We start from the raw sequence: 20,230 nt of genomic DNA on the forward strand, positions 1-20,230 counted from the left end.
TTTTTCTTTTATCTGTATGCGTTTCAGGCAGCGTATTTCGCCGCCGCACTGCCCTGCTTGAGCCAGTCGGCATACCAGGTCTGGAACAGCTTAAGCTGGGTTTCGCAATAGCCGCGCTGGCTATCGGACAGCTTGTCCGTCTCATTGAAATGCAGTTCATATTCCGGATTGCCGGTCAGAACCATCATATGCTTGTAGAAGAGAACGAGGTCCGGGCCTTCATCGAAGGATGACAGCACGTCCAGTGCGGCTTCCAGTTCCAGCGCCAGCTTGCGTGCCTCGACATCGCCTTTGGCGGCGGCCTTCGACAGTGCCACCAGATGCTGGACTTCCTTCGGCAGCACATTGCCGATGCCGGTGATCGCACCGGTTGCACCGCAATTGACGAAGCCGTGGAAAACGCCGGTATCGACGCCGACCATCAGGGTTACATTGTCATCGGCGCTCGTGATGTTTTCGGCTGCATAACGCATGGCTTCCGCACCGCCGAATTCCTTGAAGCCGATGAGGTTCGGATGTTCCGCACGCAGTGCGAAGAACAGGTCGGCGCGGGTCGCAAAGCCGTAGTACGGGCTGTTGTAGATAACGGCTGGCAGATCGGGAGCTGCCGCAAGGATCGCCTTGAAATGGGCCTTCTGCGCCGAGATCGACGAACCACGCGAGAGAACACGCGGAATGACCATCAGGCCCTTCGCGCCAACTTTCTGCGCATGGGCTGCGTGGGCGGCAGCGATCTTCGTGTTGACAGCGCCGGTGCCGACGACGACGGGCACGCCTGCCTTGGCAAGCGCTTCAACGCCAGCCATGCGTTCCTCATCCGAGAGAAGCGGCCAGTCGCCCATGGAACCGCAATAGACAACCGCAGACATGCCCTTCGCGATCAGTTCCTTGCCTTTGCGGACCAGCGCATCGAAATCCGGCGTGCGGTCGGGCTTGCAGGGGGTCATGAGGGCCGGAATGCAACCGGAGAAAATATTAGAGGTCATAGCGTCGTTCCTTGGACGTTTTTCCTTGAGCGTTCTTCACGCGGGCTGGATCTACAATCGGTCTGCCGAACCTTGTATTGAAGTCAAATATACACTTTGTATTTTTCTTGTCGACCAAAATTTTATTTCGGGATAGGATTGCTTGACCGATGAGATTTAAACTGGTGTTAGAATGCAGTTGTGCTGCGGCAAATACACCGACAGAGGACAGACAAGATCATGGACAAAGACGACGCAAACCAGACAGCCGACCGGAAAAAGGGTTCAGGTGTCAAGCTGGTTTACGACGTGCTGCGCGACGAGATCATCGATCTTTCGCTCGCGCCGGGTAGCCCCATTGATGAAAACCAGCTGGCCGAACGCTTTTCCATGTCGCGCACGCCTATACGCGAAGCATTGGTGCGGCTGGCAAGCGACGGTTTCGTAACCACGCTTCCCAATCGCTCGACCGTTGTGTCCAATATCGACTTTTTGAGCCTGCCCGCATTTTTCGACGCAGTAACGCTGATGTACCGCGTGACCACGCGGCTTGCCGCCCGCAACCGGACCGACAAGGATCTTGAGAACATCCGTGCGCATCAGGAAGCTTTTGCCCGCGCAGTCCGTTCACAAAATGCGCTGGAAATGATCGCGACCAACCGCGATTTTCACGCCGCTATTGCTGAAGCGGGTCGCAATCCCTTCTACACCACCTTCTTTTCGAGGCTTCTCGATGAAGGGCGCAGGCTGTTGCGCCTCTATTACCAGTCTTTCGCCGATCGCCTGCCCGAGCGCTACGTCACCGAGCATGAAGACATGATCCGCGCCATCGAAGAACGGGACGTGGATACAGCCGATCTGCTTGGCAAGGCGCATGGAGACCAGATCGTCTATCAGATCCGCAAGCTGATTGCGGAAGACCGTCGCGACCAGCTGGACCTGTAGAGCATTTCCAGCAAAAGTGCGAAGCGGTTTTGCGCAGGATAATGCGTAAAAAATAGTATATCCGCCGTCAAACGGCTTCCGACAGCTGCCGGGGTTCTGTTACCCGGTCGAACCATCCAAGCGTTGCCTGGCTATCAGGAGCCAAAAGAACGCCGCAATCACCGGCGAAGTCGTTCCAGCCTTCGACATAGGTTTCCCGTACCACAGTCAGCACCGGAATCTGGCGCGCATAGGCGATTTCGATGATGGAGCGGAAACCATGCCCTTCCGTCTCGCCCTTGCCGAAACGGTTGAGGATCAGCATATCGGCGCCGCTATCGAGTTCCGCCAGAAGCGAACCTGCCACATCGGCAAGCGCCGCTGGATCGAGACGACACCCCTTCGACCCCGAACCGAGCGACTGCGAGATAATCTGCGTCACGCCGGTGCCAATATGCTCGATCTCGATATCGCGGCAGCATTCATCCGTATTGCTCTCGCGGTGCTGGAGAAAGCCCGCCACGCGCAGCCCTGCCTGCCTCGCCCGATGCGCTACGCCAGCCAGAAGCTGGTCCACCGGCACATCCTTTGCGGCCAGGATGGCTGCAAGTGTCGGTTCGCGGGTCATGCCTCGGCTCCCTCGTTCGACAGCAGATCGATGCCGGTAATGTCGGCATCGGCTGCGAGGATCGCGATATATTGCGACACGGCCTTCGACCAGGTGGAGGCTTCAAGCCAGCCGGCAATCCTGTCGGCAACATAATCGAACGGCAGTTCCTCGCCCTCGATACGGCGGTCAAGCCGTACGATATGAAAGCCGAAACGGCTTTCAATCGGGGCTGGCGTTATTTCACCAGGTGTCAGGCGTTCCAGCGCCCGCTCGAATTCAGGCACCGTGCTGCCGCGTGTGAGCTGACCCAGATTGCCGCCTTGCGCGCCCGAAGGGCAGGACGAATATTCATGCGCAACCGAGGCGAATGTGGCAGGCGCGGCAATCACCGAGGATGCCAGATGGGATGCGGTCGTGCGGGCCTTTTCGCGGGCTTGGCTGTCGGCAGGATCGGCAGCGATCAGGATATGGCTCGCCTCCAGAATAGGCGCACTGGTGAAGCGGTGGCGGTTGTTTTCGTAAAAGCGCAAGGCTTCCTCGCGTGTGGCGGAAGGCACTTCCACCTCCCGTTCGATCACCATGCGCACCAGCGCATCCTCGTCGGTCTCGCTGCGCCCTTCTGCATCCTTCTCGTGCTCGGGCACGATGCCGGTTTCCCTCGCACGCTGCAGAAGAAGCTCACGGATCGCCAGCGCCCGCGCGGCGGCGAGCAGTGCCGCGCCGGGATTTTCCGACGGATGGTTTTGTGCCTCCGTCAGAATGTCGGTTTCGTTGATCGCCACGCCATTGACGGACACCGCATCGAAGACCGGGCGCGGCTTCGGCGGCACGCGCGTATCCGGCTCCTGATAGGTCGTGTAGCCCGTATTATGAGCATGCGCTCCGTGCGAATGTTCAGTTGGCTGTTCAGTTGGCTGTTTCCGGTCAAAAAGTGTCACCATGAGCCTTACTCCGCAGGAATACGCATATGCGAGGGCTGAGCCGTATGGTTGCGCTCACGCACGACCTGATAGCCAGGACGCCAGATGTAGCGCACTGGCGCGCTCAGCATATGCACAAGACGCGTGAACGGGAACAGCAGGAAGATGGTAAGCCCCAGGAAGATATGCATCTTGAAGATGATCGACGCATTGGTGATGTAGCTTGATGCAGCCGGATTGAAGGTGAAGATGCCTTGCGCCCAGTTCATGAATGTCACCATTTCGCCGCCGTCCAGATGCTGCAGCGAGATCGGAATGGTGCTGAGGCCCAGCAGAAGCTGCAACCACAACAGAATGATAATCAGCGTGTCGGATGGCCGCGAGGACGCACGAACACGCGGGTCGAACACACGGCGATGCACAAGCATGCTGGCGCCGACGATTGCCATCACACCGGCGATGCCACCCGCCACGACAGCGAGAATCTGCTTTGCCTCATGGCTGACGCCGAGCATGTCGAAGACCCAGATCGGTGTCAGCAGGCCAACGAAATGACCGGCGAAGATGAACAGCACGCCAAGGTGGAACAGAACCGAGCCCCACATGAGCTGCTTGCGCCGCAAGAGCTGGCTTGAGCCGGAACGCCACGTATAGGGCTCGCGGTCATAGCGGAAGATCGAACCAAGCACGAGCACGCTCAGTGCGATGTAGGGATAGATGCCGAAAAGAAACGTATGGAGATAAGCCATTTTCCGTCTCCTATATATGTGAAGGGTTGGACGGGTTGCCGGGCTTACGCTGTGCTGCACGCATCTGCGTGCGCAACCGGTCCGGGCCGCAGGAGTTGTCGCCCGCATTGCCGCCAAACGTTACCGCTTCTTCTTCCCAGATGCGGTCGAGCGCGGCGAGATCGTTCGGGTCGTCTTCCTCTTGCCGAAGCAATTCTCCGACGAGGTTCTTGTCCGGCTTGGCATTGGCGACATGAAGCAGCGCCGCAAAGGCGTTGGCATAGGGCGACTGGCGCTTGCGCAGACGCTCACCGATAGCAGCCGAGATATGGCCCGTCTGGGTGAGAAGATCGTGGATTTCCTCCGGCGAGCGTGTCGAGAGAAATTCAAGGAACAACGGCAGATAGTCCGGCAGTTCCTTGGCATCTACGACAAAGCCGTTGTCGTCATACATCTTCATGAGATCGACCATGGCCTGGCCGCGGTCGCGGCTTTCACCATGCACATGCTCGAAAAGATGCAGCGACAGCGAGCGCGTGCGGTCAAAAAGGTGCACGTAACGTTCCTGCGCCTCGTAGAGATCGCAGTCGCAGACATAATCGACAAGGCTGTCGAGCAGCCTGCGGATGCCGGGGGAAAGCTTTTCCCCGGCCAGTGCTTTTTTCAGTTCCTCGCCGCCGAGTTGCAACTCTGCGGTCGGATAGGAAAGCAGCAGCGAAATGATTTTCAGGGTCTTGTTCATTACACCTGCTCCCGGAAAATATCCGTTGGTGTCTGGACGACCTTCTGGCGCTTGGAGCCGAACAGGTCTTCGGTCGACGTTCCACCCGAACAGCCATTGCCGAAGGTGAAGCCGCAGGAGCCGCGCACGTCATAGGCATCCTCGGTGATTTCACGATGCGTGGTCGGGATGACGAAGCGGTCTTCGTAATTGGCAATCGCCAAGATGTGGTACATTTCCTCGATCATCGCGCTGCTCATGCCGACGCGGTCGGCAATCGCCTCATCGATAACGCCATCAACAGTCTTGGCGCGCATATAGGCACGCATGGCGAGCATGCGTTCCAGCGCCGAGATAACCGGCTCTTCCTTGCCTGCTGTCAGAAGATTGGCAAGGTAGCGGACCGGAATGCGCATGGAACGAACATCCGGCAGCGGACCATCCATGCCAAGCTTGCCAGCAGCGGCAGCCGACTGGAGCGGCGAGAGCGGCGGTACGTACCAGACCATCGGTAGGGTGCGGTATTCAGGATGGAGCGGGAAGGCAATCTTCCAGTCCATCGCCATCTTGTAGACCGGCGAATGCTTGGCGGATTCCAGCCAGGCTTCCGGCACACCATCCTTGCGCGCCTGTTCGATCACGGCAGGATCGTTCGGATCGAGGAAGATATTGAGCTGTTCCTGATAGAGATCCTGTTCATTGGCCGTGGAAGCGGCCTCCGAAATACGGTCGGCATCATAGAGCATCACACCCAGATAACGAATGCGGCCCACGCAGGTTTCCGAACACACGGTCGGCTGGCCAGCTTCAATGCGCGGATAGCAGAAGATGCACTTTTCGGACTTGCCCGAACTCCAGTTGTAATAAATCTTCTTGTAGGGGCAACCGGAGACGCACATGCGCCAGCCGCGGCACTTTTCCTGATCGATCAGGACAATGCCGTCATCCTCGCGCTTGTAGATCGCCCCTGACGGGCAGGCTGCAACGCAGGTTGGATTGAGGCAGTGCTCGCACAGGCGCGGCAGATACATCATGAAGGTGTTTTCGAACTGGCCGTAGATTTCCTTCTCCACGCCTTCGAAATTGTAATCCTTCGAACGCTTGGCAAATTCACCACCGAGAATTTCTTCCCAGTTCGGACCCCATTCGATCTTTTCCATCCGCTCGCCGGAAATCAGCGAGCGCGGACGGGCGGTCGGCATGGTCTTGCTTTCGCCTGCCGTCTGGAGATGGCCATAATCGAAGTCGAACGGCTCGTAATAGTCGTCGATTTCAGGCAGGTCCGGATTGGCGAAAATCTTGGCGAGGATGCGCCACTTGGAGCCCATCTTCGGCTCGATCTTGCCGTTCTTCTTGCGGACCCAGCCGCCGTTCCACTTCTTCTGGTTTTCCCATTCCTTCGGGAAGCCGATGCCGGGCTTGGTCTCGACATTGTTGAACCAGGCATATTCCACGCCTTCACGGTTGGTCCAGACGTTCTTGCACGTCACGGAGCAGGTGTGGCAGCCGATGCACTTGTCGAGATTGAGCACCATTCCAATTTGCGCACGGATTTTCATTCTGCTGCCTCCTTCGCTGCGGAGCTCTGGTTGCCTTCTTCAAGCGGACCTTCCATCCAGTCCACTTTCTCAAGCTTGCGCACGACCACGAACTCGTCACGGTTTGAGCCGACGGTTCCGTAATAGTTGAAACCATAGGACTGGTGGGCGTAGCCGCCGATCATATGCGTCGGCTTGGTGATGATGCGGGTGACGGAGTTGTGAATGCCGCCGCGCTGGCCGGTGAGCGGCGAGCCGGGCGTATTCACGATCTTCTCCTGCGCATGATACATGAAGACGGTTCCGTCCTTCATGCGCTGGGAGACGACCGCACGGGCCACAATGGCGCCATTGGCGTTGTAGACTTCCACCCAGTCATTATCGACGATACCTGCCCTTGCGGCATCCGGCTCCGAAATCCAGACAACCGGCCCGCCGCGATTGAGCGTCAGCATCAACAGATTGTCCGTATAGGTGGAGTGGATGCCCCATTTCTGGTGCGGCGTGATGAAGTTCAGCACCAGATGCGGTTGGCCGTCCGCCTTTTCACGGATTGCCGGATTGACCGTCTTGGTATCGATCGGCGGGCGATAGACGCAGAAGCCTTCGCCGAAAGCGCGCATCCACAGGTGATCCTGATAGAGCTGCTGACGGCCGGTCAGCGTGCGCCACGGGATCAGCTCGTGCACGTTGGTATAGCCTGCATTGTAGCAGACGGTTTCGGATTCGATGCCCGACCACGTTGGCGAGGAGATGATCTTGCGCGGCTGCGCAACAATATCGCGATAGCGGATCTTCTCGTCTTCCTTGGGAATGGCCAGATGCGAATGGTCACGACCTGTGAACTTCGACAGCGCTTCCCATGCCTTGACCGCCACCTCACCGTTGGTTTCCGGCGCGAGCGACAGAATGACCTCGGTTGCGTCGACGTCGGTATAGATGCGCGGACGTCCCTCGCTTGCGCCCGGCTCCTGAACCTTGCCGTTCAGTTTGCCCAGCAGATCAACCTCATGTTCGGTGTTCCACGAAATACCCTTGCCGCCATTGCCCAGCTTGTCGAGAAGCGGTCCAACGGAGGTATAGCGCTTGTAGAGGTTCGGATAATCGCGCTCCACAACCACAACCGATGGCATGGTCTTGCCGGGGATCGGCTCGACTTCGCCCTTCTTCCAGTCGAGAACGTCCTTCGGCTGGGCCAGTTCGCCCGCCGTGTCATGCAGGGTCGGAACGAGAACGATGTCCTTCTCGACACCCAGCACTTCCGGCGCCACTTCCGAGAACTTCTTCGCGATACCCTTGAAGATTTCCCAGTCGCTGCGTGCTTCCCATGCCGGATCGGCTGCGCTTGACAGCGGATGGATGAAAGGATGCATGTCGGATGTATTGAGGTCGTTCTTCTCGTACCAGGTGGCGGTCGGCAGAACGATATCGGAATAGACGCAAGTTGTGGACATGCGAAAATCGAGCGTGACCAGAAGGTCGAGCTTTCCTTCCGGAGCATTCTCATGCCACACGGCCTCACGGCTTTCCTGCGCGCCTTCCTGACCCAGATCCTTGCCAAGCAGGCCGTTCGACGTGCCGAGCAGGTGCTTCAGGAAATACTCATGCCCCTTGCCCGACGAACCGAGCAGGTTCGAGCGCCAGACAAACATGTTGCGCGGCCAGTTGGCCTCGTGATCCGGGTCCTCGCAGGACATGGTGACAGTGCCGTTCTTCAGCGCGTTCGCGATGAAGTCTTTCGGCTCCTTGCCCGATGCGGCTGCCTCTTTGGCAAGCTCCAGCGGGTTGGTCTGGAGTTGCGGCGCGGAAGGCAGCCAGCCCATGCGTTCGGCCCGGATGTTGTAGTCGATCATCGTGCCATCCCACGCACCATCGGGTGCGGTGGGCGAAAGGATGTCCTGCACCTTCACGGTCTCGTAGCGCCACTGATCGGTATGCGCATAGAAGAACGAGGTGGAGTTCATGTGACGCGGCGGACGGTTCCAGTCGAGCGCGAAGGCAAGCGCTGTCCAGCCGGTCTGCGGGCGCAGCTTTTCCTGCCCCACATAATGGCTCCAGCCGCCGCCGGACTGGCCGATACAGCCACACATCACCAGCATGTTGATGATGCCGCGATAGTTCATGTCCATATGGTACCAGTGGTTGAGACCGGCACCGAGGATGACCATGGAACGACCATTGGTCTTTTCGGCATTGGTTGCGAATTCGCGGGCGACAGCAATGATCTGGTCGCGCGGGACACCCGTGATCTTCTCAGCCCAGGCCGGGGTATATGGCAGGCCCTCGTCATAGGACTTGGCAGAGTTCGCGTCGCCAAGCCCGCGATCAAGACCGTAATTGGCGGCGAACAGGTCGAACACCGTCGCAACCATGACGTCGCCGCCCTTGATCTTCAGTTTGCGGGCCGGAACCTTGCGCACCAGCACGCTGTCATGGTCCGTGCCTTCAAAATAATCGTGCTCGCGGTTGCCGAAATATGGGAAAGCCACATCGGCAACGGCATCATGGCCGTCCTTGTCGATGAAGCTCTTGGCAAGTTCCACATCCTTGCCCTTGCCGTCCTTTTCTTCGAGGTTCCACTGGCCATCGTCACCCCAGCGGAAGCCGATGGAGCCCTGCGGCGCAACATAGGCGCCCGACTTCGTGTCGAAGGCGACCGTTTTCCAGTCTGGATTATTGCCTTCGCCGAGATCGCCCTTGAAGTCGGAAGCGCGCAGGAAGCGGTCCGGCACATAACGTCCGTCCTTCTTCGAGAGCATGACCAGCATCGGGAAGTCGGAATATTTACGGCAGTAATTCTCGAAATAGGGAACCTGCCGGTCAAGGTGATATTCGCGCAGGATCACATGGCCAAGCGCCATGGCAAGCGCGGCATCGGTGCCCTGCTTGGGATGCAGCCACAGATCGGAAAACTTCGCTGCTTCCGAATAGTCGGGCGAGACCACGACCGACTTGGTGCCCTTGTAACGCACTTCCGTATAGAAATGCGCATCCGGCGTGCGGGTCTGCGGCACGTTGGAACCCCAGAGCATCAGGAAACCGGCATTGTACCAGTCTGCCGATTCCGGCACGTCGGTCTGTTCGCCCCATGTCATCGGCGAAGCGGGCGGCAGATCGCAATACCAGTCATAGAACGACATGCAGACGCCGCCGAGCAGCGACAGGTAACGCGAGCCCGCCGCATAGGACACCATCGACATGGCCGGGATCGGCGAGAAACCGATCACGCGGTCCGGTCCATAGGTCTTGGCCGTATAGGCATTGGCCGCGGCGATGATCTCGTTGACTTCTTCCCACGTTGCGCGAACGAAGCCGCCGAGACCGCGCACCTTCATATAGTCGGCACGCTTGGCGGGGTCCTGCTGGATCGCGGCCCAGGCCGCGACAGGCGTTTTCAGCGTGCGTTCCTTGCGCCACAGCTTCAGGAGACGCGAGCGGATCAGCGGATATTTCACCCGGTTGGCAGAATAGACATACCAGCTATAGCTTGCCCCGCGCGAACAGCCGCGCGGCTCATGGTTCGGCAGGTCGGCCCGGGTGCGCGGATAATCCGTCTGCTGGGTTTCCCAGGTGATGATGCCGCCCTTGACGTAGACTTTCCACGAGCAGGAGCCGGTGCAGTTCACGCCATGGGTGGAGCGGACAATCTTGTCGTGCTGCCAGCGCTTGCGATAGGCGTCTTCCCAGTCGCGGTTCTCATTGGTCGTGACGCCATGGCCTTCCGAGAAGGTGCCGACATTCTTGCGCGCAAGAAAGTTCAGGCGATCGAGGAGTAGACTCATGATTATATCCTCACTTTATTTCTTCAGGCAGCAGCAGCGGCTGGTTTGCTGCGGTGCTCCACGTCGTAGAGCAGACCGCCTTTTCGGGTGTAGACGCCCCAGGTGATGACGAGGCAGGTCACGTAGAAGATCAGGAAGGCCCAGAGCGCGGCTTCCGGTCCGCCGGTCATGCTGATCGAGGTGCCGTAACCCTTCGGGATGAAGAAGGCGCCGAAGGCAGCAATGGCCGAGGTGAAGCCGGTGATGGCCGCAGATTCCTTGTCTGCTTCGTGACGGCGTTGTTCCGGGGTGGCATTGGGCATAAGCCTGTCCATCTCTTTCGACATGATCGCCGGGATCATTTGGAAGGTGGAGGCATTGCCGATGCCCGTTGCGAAGAACAGCAGGATGAAGGAAGCAAAGAAGCCCCAGAACGCATTCGGCTGATCCTTGATGCCGACGAAGTACAGCACGCCCGCCACGCCGATCATCATCAGGACGAATGCCCAGATGGTAACGCGACCGCCGCCATATTTATCGGCAAGCCAGCCCGAACCCGACCGCGACAGCGCGCCGACGAGAGGCCCGAGGAAGGCGAACTGAAGCGCATTGACCTCAGGGAACAGGATATTGGTCAGAAGCGGGAAGCCAGCCGAATAACCGATGAACGAGCCGAACGTGCCGGTATAAAGCCAGCACATGATCCAATTGTGCCTGCGGCGGAAAATGACGGCCTGATCGGCAAAGGAAGCCTTGGCCGACGCGATATCGTTCATGCCGAACCAGTTGGCGAAAGCCGTGACGATGATGAACGGCACGAAGAAGAAGCCGGCATTCTGCAGCCAGAGCGGCGTGCTGCCCGCTTCGGTCGCAACCATTGACGGATCGCCGCCAAGCTTGCCGAAGATACCGGCAGTGATGACCAGCGGAACCACGAACTGCACGACGCTGACGCCGAGATTGCCGAGGCCTGCATTGAGCGCTGCCGCATTGCCCTTCTCTTTCTTCGGGAAAAAGAAGGAGATGTTAGACATGGAGGAGGCGAAATTACCGCCGCCGAAGCCACAGCAGAGCGCCAGCAGCAGGAAGATGAAGTAAGGCGTATTCGGGTTCTGCACGGCATAGCCGATACCGATGGCCGGAATGACCAGCGACCAGGTCGTCAGTGTGGTCCACAGGCGGCCGCCGAAGATCGGCACCATGAAGGAATAGAAGATGCGGAAGGTCGCGCCCGAAATGCCGGGTAGCGCTGCCAGCCAGAACAGCTGGTCGGTCGTGAACTGGTAGCCCACCAGCGGCAGCTTTGCCACCACCACGGACCAGACCTGCCAGATGGCGAAGGACAGAAGCAGTGCCGGGATCGAAAGCCACAGATTGCGCTTGGCGATCCTCCTTCCCTTCTCTTCCCAGAAGGTCGGATCGTCCGGGCGCCAGTCGGTCAGGACGGAATCGCCCTTTGCCGGCTTGACATCGGCTTTCTTCAAGCCCTGCAATTCAGCAAAGGCCGGAAGCTCTTCCGTCGTCTTGCCCTCGGCTGCGCGCTCCATCTGGCGGATCGAGACATGCATCCACGCAAAGGAAACCGCGACGATGACAAAGAGCAGCATGAAGCAGCTCGTCCAGAGGCCGGTCTGGTCCAGAAGTACACCGAACAGGATCGGCAGGATGAAGCCGCCAAGACCGCCGATCATGCCCACCAGACCGCCGACGGAGCCGACATTGCCCGGATAATAGACCGGAATGTGCTTGAAGACGGCCGCCTTGCCCAAGGCCATGAAGAAGCCGAGGATGAAGACGGTGATGGTGAAGCCGATTACGCCCATTTCGGCATGGAAGGCCAGTGGGCCATTATCGCTCTGGATGACATAATCCGTCGGCGGATAGGACAGTATGAATGTCGCGACCAGCGAGACGGCGAAGGTCCAGTACATGACCCGGCGCGCGCCATAGACATCCGAAAGATGTCCGCCATAGGCGCGGAAAAGACTTGCCGGGACGGAGAAGAACGCCGCGATGATGCCTGCGAGGCGAATATCGACGCCATAGACATGGATCAGATATTGCGGCAGCCACAGCGCGAGAGCCACGAAGGCGCCGAAGACGAAGAAATAGTAAAGCGAGAAACGCCAGACCTGAATATTCTTCAGCGGTTCCAGCTCCATCAGGGTGCTGGCGGGTTTTTCGCCCTTGCGCCGACGCTCGACCAGGACCGGATCGTCGCTCGTGGTGAAATAGAAAATCAACGCCATGACGACCATCGCGGCCGCCCAGACTTCGGCGACCGTATGCCAGCCGAATGCAACCATGACCATCGGCGCGAAGAACTTCGTCACCGCCGCTCCAACATTGCCCGCGCCGAAAATGCCAAGCGCAACGCCCTGCTTTTCCGGCGGATACCAGCGCGAGACATAGGCAACGCCAACCGAGAACGACCCGCCCGCCACGCCAACGCCAAGCGCTGCAATCAGCATTTGCGGATAGGTGGTGGCGTAGGTCAGAAGATAGGTGGCAACCGCCGAGACCAGCATTGTGAGCGTGAAGATGGCCCGACCGCCATAGCGATCCGCCCAGATGCCCAGAATGACGCGGATCAGCGATCCCGTAAGGATCGGCGTACCGACGAGCAAGCCGAACTGGGTTTCGCTTAAGCCCAGCTCGGATCGAATTTCAATGCCGATGATTGCAAAGATGGTCCAGACCGCAAAACACACTGTGAAAGCGGTCGTACTCATCGCTAGCGCCGTGGTCTGCGCCCTGGGATTTTCCCCTGCGACATGTTGCATAGGCGTACTCCGAATTGAATACCATTGGAGGTTTCGTATGCACTTATGCGTCGACTTTCAGATGAATACATTGATTAAGATCAATATCTTTAGACTATTCAAGTTGAATTTTAGATATTCGTGGCTTAACGACCAAAATAGACCTAGTTAGTTCAAAGTATTGATTTATGCGCATTGCGCAATTGATATTTATCAAGCATAATAGACTGATAAAAACTTGACCCCAAAAGTGAGGTTTAATGCGGAAAGAAGACATCGACGCGCTGAAGAATTTGCCGCTCTTCATGGATATGGCAGATGCCACTTTCGAGCGGATCATGCGCCCGAGCTTCGTGCAGTCGTTTCCGCCACGCACGACCCTTATCAAGGAAGACGAGCCTGCGGACTTCCTGTTCGCAATCCTGGACGGCCTCGTGTTGATGTCCGCGAAATCGGACGACGGCGAAACCGCGCTGGAAATATTGCGCGCCGCCGATATTTTCATTCTCGCAGCCGTGCTCAATGACGATGTGTGCCTGCAAACTGCACAAACCCTCACGCCAACCCGTGTGCTGATGGTGCCTTCAAGTCTGGTTCGGGATTTGATGAGCGAGGACGTCGGTTTCATGCGCGCCGTCGTCTTTGAAACGGCACGCGCCTATCGTCGTCTGGTCAAAGAGCTGAAGGCGCAGAAGCTTAGAAGCAGTGTGCAGCGCCTCGCCAACTGGATCGTCAAGGAATCGCTCTTTAACAACGGCGCCGACGTCGTAATGATCCCTTATGAAAAACGGACACTTGCCGCCTATCTCGGCATGACGCCGGAGAACCTGTCGCGCAGTTTTGCAACGCTCGGGTCCCACGGTGTCAGTGTGCAGGCCTCTGCAATCAAGATCACGAACAAGAACAAGCTGCTGCAGTTTGCGGCACCTTCCCATCTGATCGACAGGGAAGAACCGACACGCACCGCCGACAGGGTATGAGACCGGCTTTCATCGTCCTGTCAAACAGAACGACTATCCGGTGACTTTCCTGATCGAACGGATATCCGCCATGAAAGCACCTTTTGTTGCACTGTTTCTTGCCCTTGCCACCAGCGCTGCGGCACAGGAAATGCAGAAGCCGGAACTTATCGGCGCTATAACGCTACCGACCGGCCTGAAAATCGGCGGCATCGAATTCGGCGGAATTTCCGGCCTCGACTACGACCCACGTGAAGATGTCTATTACGCCATATCCGACGATCGTTCGGAAAACGCACCTGCGCGCTTTTACAAGCTCAAGCTCGCCATCGACGGTTCCGGCGTGCAAAGCCTTGATGTTCTGGAAACAGTCACGCTTCTGGACAAGGCCGGCAAATCATTTGCGCTGAAGGATGTGGACCCTGAAAGCATCCGTTTCAACACGGCGACCGGCACGATCTACTGGTCAAGCGAAGGCGATAAGAACGGCAGGCCTTTTATCGGCGAAGCAAAGACCGATGGCAGCTTTATTCGCGAATTTGCTTTGCCGGAAGCCTACATTCCCGACGAAGGCAAGACACGCGGCGTCCGCAACAATCTGTCTTTTGAAAGCCTGACCATCACACCGGACGGCAAGACACTTCTGGCGGGGACCGAAAACGCCCTGACACAGGATGGAGACAAGGCGACACTCGACCATGGCAGCCGTTCACGCATCATCGCCTTTGACCTCGCCTCAGGCAATGTGACGGCAGAATATGCCTATGACACCGACCCGATCTTCACCAAGGCGACGCTGCCGCCCTTCTGGAACGATAATGGCCTGTCGGAATTCGTTTCCGATGGAAACGATCTCCTCACTGTCGAACGCTCCTTCGCCATGGGTGTGGGCAATCGCATTACGCTCTACCGCGCATCTTTCGATGGCGCCAGCAATGTGAAGGATGTGCCCTCACTGGCCAGTCAGCCTGTGACATCGCTCGGCAAGAAACTTTTCCTCCAGCTCAACGAAGGTGATTTCGGCCTCGACATCGACAATATCGAGGCCATCACCTTCGGGCCGATGATTGACGGCAAGAGAACGCTGATCCTTGCCTCGGACAACAATTTCAACCACGGTCAGGTTTCACAGTTCATTGCTTTGAAGCTGCCCTGACCGACCCGAGCATTTCCAGCAAAAGTGCGAAGCGGTTTTGCGTAGGATAATGCGACGAAACAAATATTCAGAGCTCAGGTCCAGAAATAGCGCACGATATGGAAGAAGACCGGGGCTGAAAAGACAAGGCTGTCGGCCCGGTCGAGCATCCCGCCATGTCCTTCGATCATGTGGCCCCAGTCCTTCACGCCGCGATCGCGCTTGATAGCGGAAGCAACAAGCCCACCGAAGAAACCCATGATGCATGATGTGGCCGCAAGGGCACCCGCCTGCACAGGCGAAAACGGTGTGAGCCATGCAAGACCGGCCCCCAGAAGAGAGGCGCTCGCGACACCGCCCACAAAACCTTCCCAGGTTTTGGACGGCGATATGCTGGGCGCGATGCGATGTTTTCCGAACAGCTTTCCGAAAATATACTGCAGCACATCGCTGCCCTGTACGGTGGCCACCAGAAACGCGATCAGAAGCAGTTTCTTACCGTCAAAACCGGGAATATCCAGTGTCATCAGCGCGGGCACATGGCTTATGCAATAAACCGACAGCATGATGCCCCATTGCTGCTCGCTGATACGCTCCAGAAAGCGCGACGTGTCGCCGGAAAGTGCAGTCAGAACCGGCATGGCGAGGAAGCAATAGACCGGGATGAAGATGGAATAGAGCCCGTACCAGTCGATCCAGATCAGATAATATTGCACCGGAATGACCAGCAGGAACATGCCGAGCAGCACGCGATGGTCGGCGCGTCGTGTCTGCGTCAGCGTCGCATATTCGCGCAAGGCGGCAAACGAGATCAGCGCGAACAGCACGATCACGCCACCCTTCCCGAACAGGAAGGCGATGCACATGGCACCGACCATGATCCACCATGCCTTGATGCGGGCATTGAGATTGACCAGCGTGGACGAAAGCGGCTTCGGCGCGCGCCATGAAAGAACACCGGCAACGGCGCTTGCCGTTACCAGAACGCCCATGAGGCCAAGGAATAATCGGGTCGTTTCACTCATGAGTGATTACCATTCTGAGGCTGAATATCGAGAAGGCTCTGACGGGCGCGGGCGAGAAATTCCTTGCGGTCCTCGCCGTCGCCAAGCTGCACCGGCGCACCGAAAATGACCCGGCACAGAAGCGGCACCGGCAGCATTGCGCCCTTGGGCAGCACGCGCGACATGTTTTCGATCCAGCATGGCACCAGCTCGACATCGGGGCGTGCCAGCGCCAGATTGTAGATGCCGGAACGAAAGCGCAGCAGCGCCTCGTCGGTCATGTTGCGTGTGCCTTCGGGAAAGATGATGAGCGAATGGCCATCGGCCAGCGCTTTCAGCATCACTTCCATCGGATCCTGTGTACGCTCAACCCAGTTGCGCTCAACAAGCACAGTGCGCAACAGAACTTCGGCCATGAACTGGCGCACGCGGTTGCCCCGCCAGTAATCGGCACCGGCGACAGCACGAGTGCGCGCGCGCTCCTCCTGATCGAGACAGGAGGAAAGCAGGATGAAATCGCCGTGGCTTGTATGGTTGGCAAAATAAATACGCTGATTACGCGACGGACCGGTGCCGCTCCAGATTGGACGCACGCCGGTAATCCCGCGCGACAGGATTGCCAGAAACGAACCGAACGTCGATTGCACCTGATGGCGGATCAGTTCCCGCATGTTACAGCCCCTGACCCAATGGCACCGTGGCCAGCAGAATGAAAAGTACGATACCCAGCCCCATGAAGAACCGCAGACGCCCCATGATGCGTCGCGATCCTTCTATCCTTTTCGCAAGTGGACGGACCGTGCCGTCATTGGAGCGCAAACCCATGCGCTCAAGAATGCTGTCTACCTCACCCAAGCCCGTTTCACCGGAACCGGCGATCAGCTTGAAAAGCGCGGCATCGAACAGGAGATGCGCAGCGATACCCAGCACGATCAACGCGCTTACCAACAAAAGCGGCCAGATCAGCCAGAAGGCCAGATCATGCACCGGGCGCATGTAGGGCGCGACCGCAAGCAAAGCCACGGCGACAACGATGCCGAGAAAGGCATTGCGACGCAGAACAATTGCTATGGACGCTGCCGGAGAATTCATGTCAGCTCCTCCGCCAAATGCAGATGCACCGGCCAGCCCCTGGCACGGATCAGCGCTTCGGCTTCTCGCGCATTGGCGACACGCCCTGTACAGACGAGCCATGCGACCGCAACTGTTGCGCTGCGCTGAAAACCAAGCGCGCAACAGACAAGAACCGGGCCGTGATGGCGTGCGACTTCAACGGCATCGGAGGCCAGTTGCACCTTTTCCGATGACGGCGCGACCAGATCGAGCGTGCCAAAGTTTTTCCATTCCGTGGCATGCAGCGGCGGCACCATTTCAGCGGCAAGATCAATGACGGCAGCAAAGGATGAGGGTTCTGCGGCTTTTGGAAAACGCCCGAGAAACACCCCGTCGGCAAGCTCGACATGCGGCGGCAGCTTGCGTGTCCAGAACCGCACATTCAGCCGGGCAAAAAACCGGTAGGGCCAAAGCAGCCACCGGCTTGCGAGACTGACCGAACCATCTGTCTGCTTCTGGAAAATGCCAGCACCTGCACCGAAATAGCCAAGCGCTACAATGGCCAGTGCGGTTGCTGGCCAGAGCCAGAAAACTGCATAGCCGGTGACGGTCAGGCCATGGATGGCAAGCACCAGAAACAGGATTGCGCCTGCCAGATAATAAAACCCGATCCTTCTGGCTTTGGGGTCTGATGTAAACCGAAACTCTGCCAGCGGCGAAGGACCGCTGCGCGGAAAAAGCCACAAGGCAAACAGGCCGAGCAAAGCGCCTGCCGGAATATCGACCGCGTGGTGCTGATAGGTGGTCAGCACCGACAGGCCGATCAGCAGACACCAGACATGCCAGACCACGCGCATGGCATCGCCCATCACGCGGCGCATCTGATCCCAGATGATGATCAGTAGCGCGATATGCAGCGACGGCGCCTGATTAAAGGGTTTGTCGAAGCCGCCGAGCACATCGAACATGAAACCCGGAAGACCTGCCGTTGCCGGTTTTACGAAAGTCGCGGTCAACGGAAAAGCAACGAAGCAGAGAACAGCGATGATCTGTGCCGTCAGATAGCGCTTTGCCAGCCGGTTGACCTGTTCGGGGCTGTCATTGACGAACAGCGCAATCGCATAAAACAGATTGACCGACCAATAGGGAACGATGCTCCACGCGATAAACGGAACTTGGCTTTCCCATCCGAAAGCAAGGTTCGACACATGACCTTGCTGCGATGCGAGCCAGTTGGCCGTACCGTAGGTCAGGTAGAAAAAGGGCGCGAGAAACAGAAGCCAAAGGATCGCGCGACGGATCACAGGCCGCCGCGAGAAACCATCAAGCTCCGTCAATTGCGTGGTCACGTTTCAGCGTCTCCGATGCGCTCCGCAATCGAGACGGTGAAAATGCCCCACTGATCGACGCGCTGTTCGATCTTGCGATAACCGGCCTTCTCGACAAGCTGATCCATTTCGCCCTGCGTGCGACGGCGCATCACCCATGCCTCGCCGCCGCGATGTGACGTGAGCGCACGCGCGATCATTTCAAGCTGCGGATGCCATGGCTGGTTGGTATAGATCAGCAATGAGCCGGGTTTCTGCACGCGGGCAAGCCCCGACAGTGAGCGGTTGATCAAGGTATTATCAGGGAAAAGTTCGTAAAGACCGGACACGATGGCGAGGTCCGGCTGCGGCGTGACCGCTGCAAGGCTTTCCTCGCTAAATGCGTCACCCTCTTCCATATGGGCAATCGCCTCCAGCCCGCGATCCCGGATGAGCTTGTTGCCCGCCAGCACATTGATCGGCGAATAATCGCGCAGGTGAATGCTGTCCGGCATGGCGTCGGCACGCACCACCGCATCGATGACATAGCGGCCATGGCCGCAGGCAATGTCGAGAATATTGGTCGAGCGGCCCTCGCTTTTGAGCCGTTTGATCGCCGCACCGATCAGTTCTTCCAGATGCACCTTGCGCTGGCGGATACCCCGCCAGCCGATCGCTTCCAGAAACTGCTTGTCGATGAGCTTGCCACCCGGCCCGAGGCCCCGCGCTTCATTCTCATAGACATAATCGAGCGTGGAACCGGAATCGAACCCCGTGCGCTTGCCGACTTTCAACCCTTCCGAAAACAACGCACCGAAGGCTATCGAAGCGCGTGTCGACGCCCAGTAAAGCCCCTGCGCGGTCAGAAGCGGCAGCGGGCTGGACAACCGGTCTGCCTCGTCGCGCGTGTGGCCTGCAATATGCGCATCCGTCAGATCGGCGCGCTGCGGCTTTTCGGCAAAACGGTCCTCAATGAAATCGTGGATGAGTTCGATTGCGGGTTTGCGATCCCGTTCGCCGAGCGTGTCGTGATAGAACCCTTTCAGAACATGCCGCTCCTTGATGCGGCTGCCGAGATTTTCAAAGAAACGATGTTGCGGCGCAGGACGCACGACAAAATCACTGCCGGAAATGAGCAGTTGTGTCGGAACGATGATCGCCCGCGCATCGTCCACCACGCGCTTCGCCGTCTCATAGAGTTGCAGCAGGATGTGCGAGGCGATGGGGCGCGTGATCAGCGGATCGGTACGATAGGATTCGATGCGTTCCGGATCATGGGTCAGGAATTGCGGCTTGACGTATGAATTGACGTAGAAAGTGCCTTTCAGCTTCTGCCACAGGCCGATGCCTTCCTTGGCGAATGGCACATAGAGCTTGATGTCGAAAGCGGGCGAAGCCAGCACCAGCGCCCGAATATTCGGCGCATAGTCATGCACCCAGGCCGCAGCCAGAACCGCGCCGACACTCTGCGCGATGATTGCCACATCCTCGATGGCGGTGCCCGTTTCCTGACGGATATTGGCGACAAAACTGTCGAGGTCACGGATCGACGCGCCGAAGGACGGCGAGAAGCCGCGCACGCCCGGCGACTGGCCGTGGCCGCGTGCATCCCAGGCATAGAAGGCGTAGTCATCCAGCCCCAGCTCATCAACGAGGTGCGCGACGCGTCCGCTGTGCTCATGGCCACGATGCAGGAGAACAATCACGCCTTTCGGCTTGCCGGAAATAGCCGGCCAGAAACGGTAGAACAGCGACGTGCCGTCATGGGTGACGAACTGGCTTTCCTGCGCCGCGCGATGCCGATTTGTAGCGTGCTCGTTCATGCCATCCCCTCTCCACCTGT

At 58.2% G+C, this 20,230-nt stretch carries 16 protein-coding genes; 3 read left to right on the forward strand and 13 right to left on the reverse strand.

All coding sequences use genetic code 11. The features are described from left to right. Positions 1–23: 23 nt before the first annotated feature. On the reverse strand, positions 24–986 hold the full coding sequence (locus tag KWJ32_RS10275) for a dihydrodipicolinate synthase family protein (RefSeq protein ID WP_011982643.1): 963 nt from the start codon (positions 984–986) through the stop codon (positions 24–26). 219 nt (positions 987–1,205) lie between these two features. Here KWJ32_RS10275 and KWJ32_RS10280 point away from each other — a divergent pair, with 219 nt between their 5' ends. Further along, entirely contained in the window at positions 1,206–1,910 is a 705-nt protein-coding gene (locus tag KWJ32_RS10280) for a GntR family transcriptional regulator (RefSeq protein ID WP_006468363.1), read from the forward strand. Positions 1,911–1,977: 67 nt separating this feature from the next. Here KWJ32_RS10280 and KWJ32_RS10285 read toward each other — a convergent pair whose 3' ends face one another. From KWJ32_RS10285 to KWJ32_RS10315, 7 genes are read right to left on the reverse strand one after another with little or no spacing between them, the layout of a single operon-like run. Continuing rightward, the gene (locus KWJ32_RS10285; protein WP_011982642.1) at positions 1,978–2,517 is read right to left on the reverse strand and encodes a DUF2478 domain-containing protein; all 540 of its coding nucleotides are present in this window, start codon (positions 2,515–2,517) and stop codon (positions 1,978–1,980) included. Continuing rightward, positions 2,514–3,440 (reverse strand): peptidylprolyl isomerase, encoded by a 927-nt coding sequence (locus KWJ32_RS10290; protein WP_125334776.1) that lies wholly within the window; start codon positions 3,438–3,440, stop codon positions 2,514–2,516. Before KWJ32_RS10290 ends, KWJ32_RS10285 begins: the two co-directional genes overlap by 4 nt. A gap of 5 nt (positions 3,441–3,445) precedes the next feature. Further along, positions 3,446–4,168, reverse strand: coding sequence for a respiratory nitrate reductase subunit gamma (narI, locus tag KWJ32_RS10295; RefSeq protein WP_010660855.1), 723 nt, complete (start codon positions 4,166–4,168; stop codon positions 3,446–3,448). A 10-nt stretch (positions 4,169–4,178) separates the two neighbouring features. Further along, positions 4,179–4,889, reverse strand: coding sequence for a nitrate reductase molybdenum cofactor assembly chaperone (narJ, locus tag KWJ32_RS10300; RefSeq protein ID WP_125300794.1), 711 nt, complete (start codon positions 4,887–4,889; stop codon positions 4,179–4,181). Continuing rightward, a complete protein-coding gene (gene narH / locus KWJ32_RS10305) occupies positions 4,889–6,427 on the reverse strand; it encodes a nitrate reductase subunit beta (protein ID WP_151610196.1) in 1,539 nt (512 codons plus the stop codon). The genes narJ and narH overlap by 1 nt, the downstream gene beginning before the upstream one ends. Further along, positions 6,424–10,188 carry a nitrate reductase subunit alpha gene (locus KWJ32_RS10310; RefSeq protein WP_151610195.1) on the reverse strand — a complete coding sequence of 1,255 codons (3,765 nt, stop codon included), beginning with the start codon at positions 10,186–10,188 and terminating at the stop codon, positions 6,424–6,426. The genes narH and KWJ32_RS10310 overlap by 4 nt, the downstream gene beginning before the upstream one ends. A 23-nt stretch (positions 10,189–10,211) precedes the next feature. Then, positions 10,212–12,950, reverse strand: a complete 2,739-nt coding sequence (locus KWJ32_RS10315; RefSeq protein ID WP_151610194.1) for an MFS transporter — start codon at positions 12,948–12,950, stop codon at positions 10,212–10,214. 239 nt (positions 12,951–13,189) lie between these two features. On the opposite strand from KWJ32_RS10315, the gene KWJ32_RS10320 reads away from it, so the two are divergent. Both KWJ32_RS10320 and KWJ32_RS10325 read left to right on the forward strand, forming a co-directional pair. After that, complete coding sequence (locus tag KWJ32_RS10320) at positions 13,190–13,909, forward strand: cyclic nucleotide-binding domain-containing protein (protein WP_011982637.1); 720 nt, start codon at positions 13,190–13,192, stop codon at positions 13,907–13,909. A gap of 70 nt (positions 13,910–13,979) precedes the next feature. Then, a complete protein-coding gene (locus KWJ32_RS10325) occupies positions 13,980–15,044 on the forward strand; it encodes an esterase-like activity of phytase family protein (RefSeq protein ID WP_151610193.1) in 1,065 nt (354 codons plus the stop codon). Between the two features lie 74 nt (positions 15,045–15,118). On the opposite strand, the gene KWJ32_RS10330 is transcribed toward KWJ32_RS10325, so the two are convergent. The 5 genes from KWJ32_RS10330 to KWJ32_RS10350 are packed head-to-tail and all read right to left on the reverse strand — an operon-like array spanning position 15,119 to position 20,210. Then, positions 15,119–16,048 (reverse strand): phosphatidate cytidylyltransferase, encoded by a 930-nt coding sequence (locus KWJ32_RS10330; protein WP_125334766.1) that lies wholly within the window; start codon positions 16,046–16,048, stop codon positions 15,119–15,121. Next, positions 16,045–16,698, reverse strand: a complete 654-nt coding sequence (locus tag KWJ32_RS10335; protein WP_125334764.1) for a lysophospholipid acyltransferase family protein — start codon at positions 16,696–16,698, stop codon at positions 16,045–16,047. Before KWJ32_RS10335 ends, KWJ32_RS10330 begins: the two co-directional genes overlap by 4 nt. Position 16,699: 1 nt before the next feature. Beyond that, positions 16,700–17,119 (reverse strand): hypothetical protein, encoded by a 420-nt coding sequence (locus tag KWJ32_RS10340; protein ID WP_011982633.1) that lies wholly within the window; start codon positions 17,117–17,119, stop codon positions 16,700–16,702. After that, positions 17,116–18,429 (reverse strand): phosphatase PAP2/dual specificity phosphatase family protein, encoded by a 1,314-nt coding sequence (locus KWJ32_RS10345; RefSeq protein ID WP_125334762.1) that lies wholly within the window; start codon positions 18,427–18,429, stop codon positions 17,116–17,118. Before KWJ32_RS10345 ends, KWJ32_RS10340 begins: the two co-directional genes overlap by 4 nt. Then, the gene (locus KWJ32_RS10350) at positions 18,426–20,210 is read right to left on the reverse strand and encodes a bifunctional alpha/beta hydrolase/class I SAM-dependent methyltransferase (protein ID WP_151610192.1); all 1,785 of its coding nucleotides are present in this window, start codon (positions 20,208–20,210) and stop codon (positions 18,426–18,428) included. The genes KWJ32_RS10345 and KWJ32_RS10350 overlap by 4 nt, the downstream gene beginning before the upstream one ends. Between the last annotated feature and the right edge of the window lie 20 nt (positions 20,211–20,230).

Source organism: Ochrobactrum sp. BTU2 (assembly GCF_024539785.1).
Lineage (GTDB): Bacteria > Pseudomonadota > Alphaproteobacteria > Rhizobiales > Rhizobiaceae > Brucella > Brucella anthropi.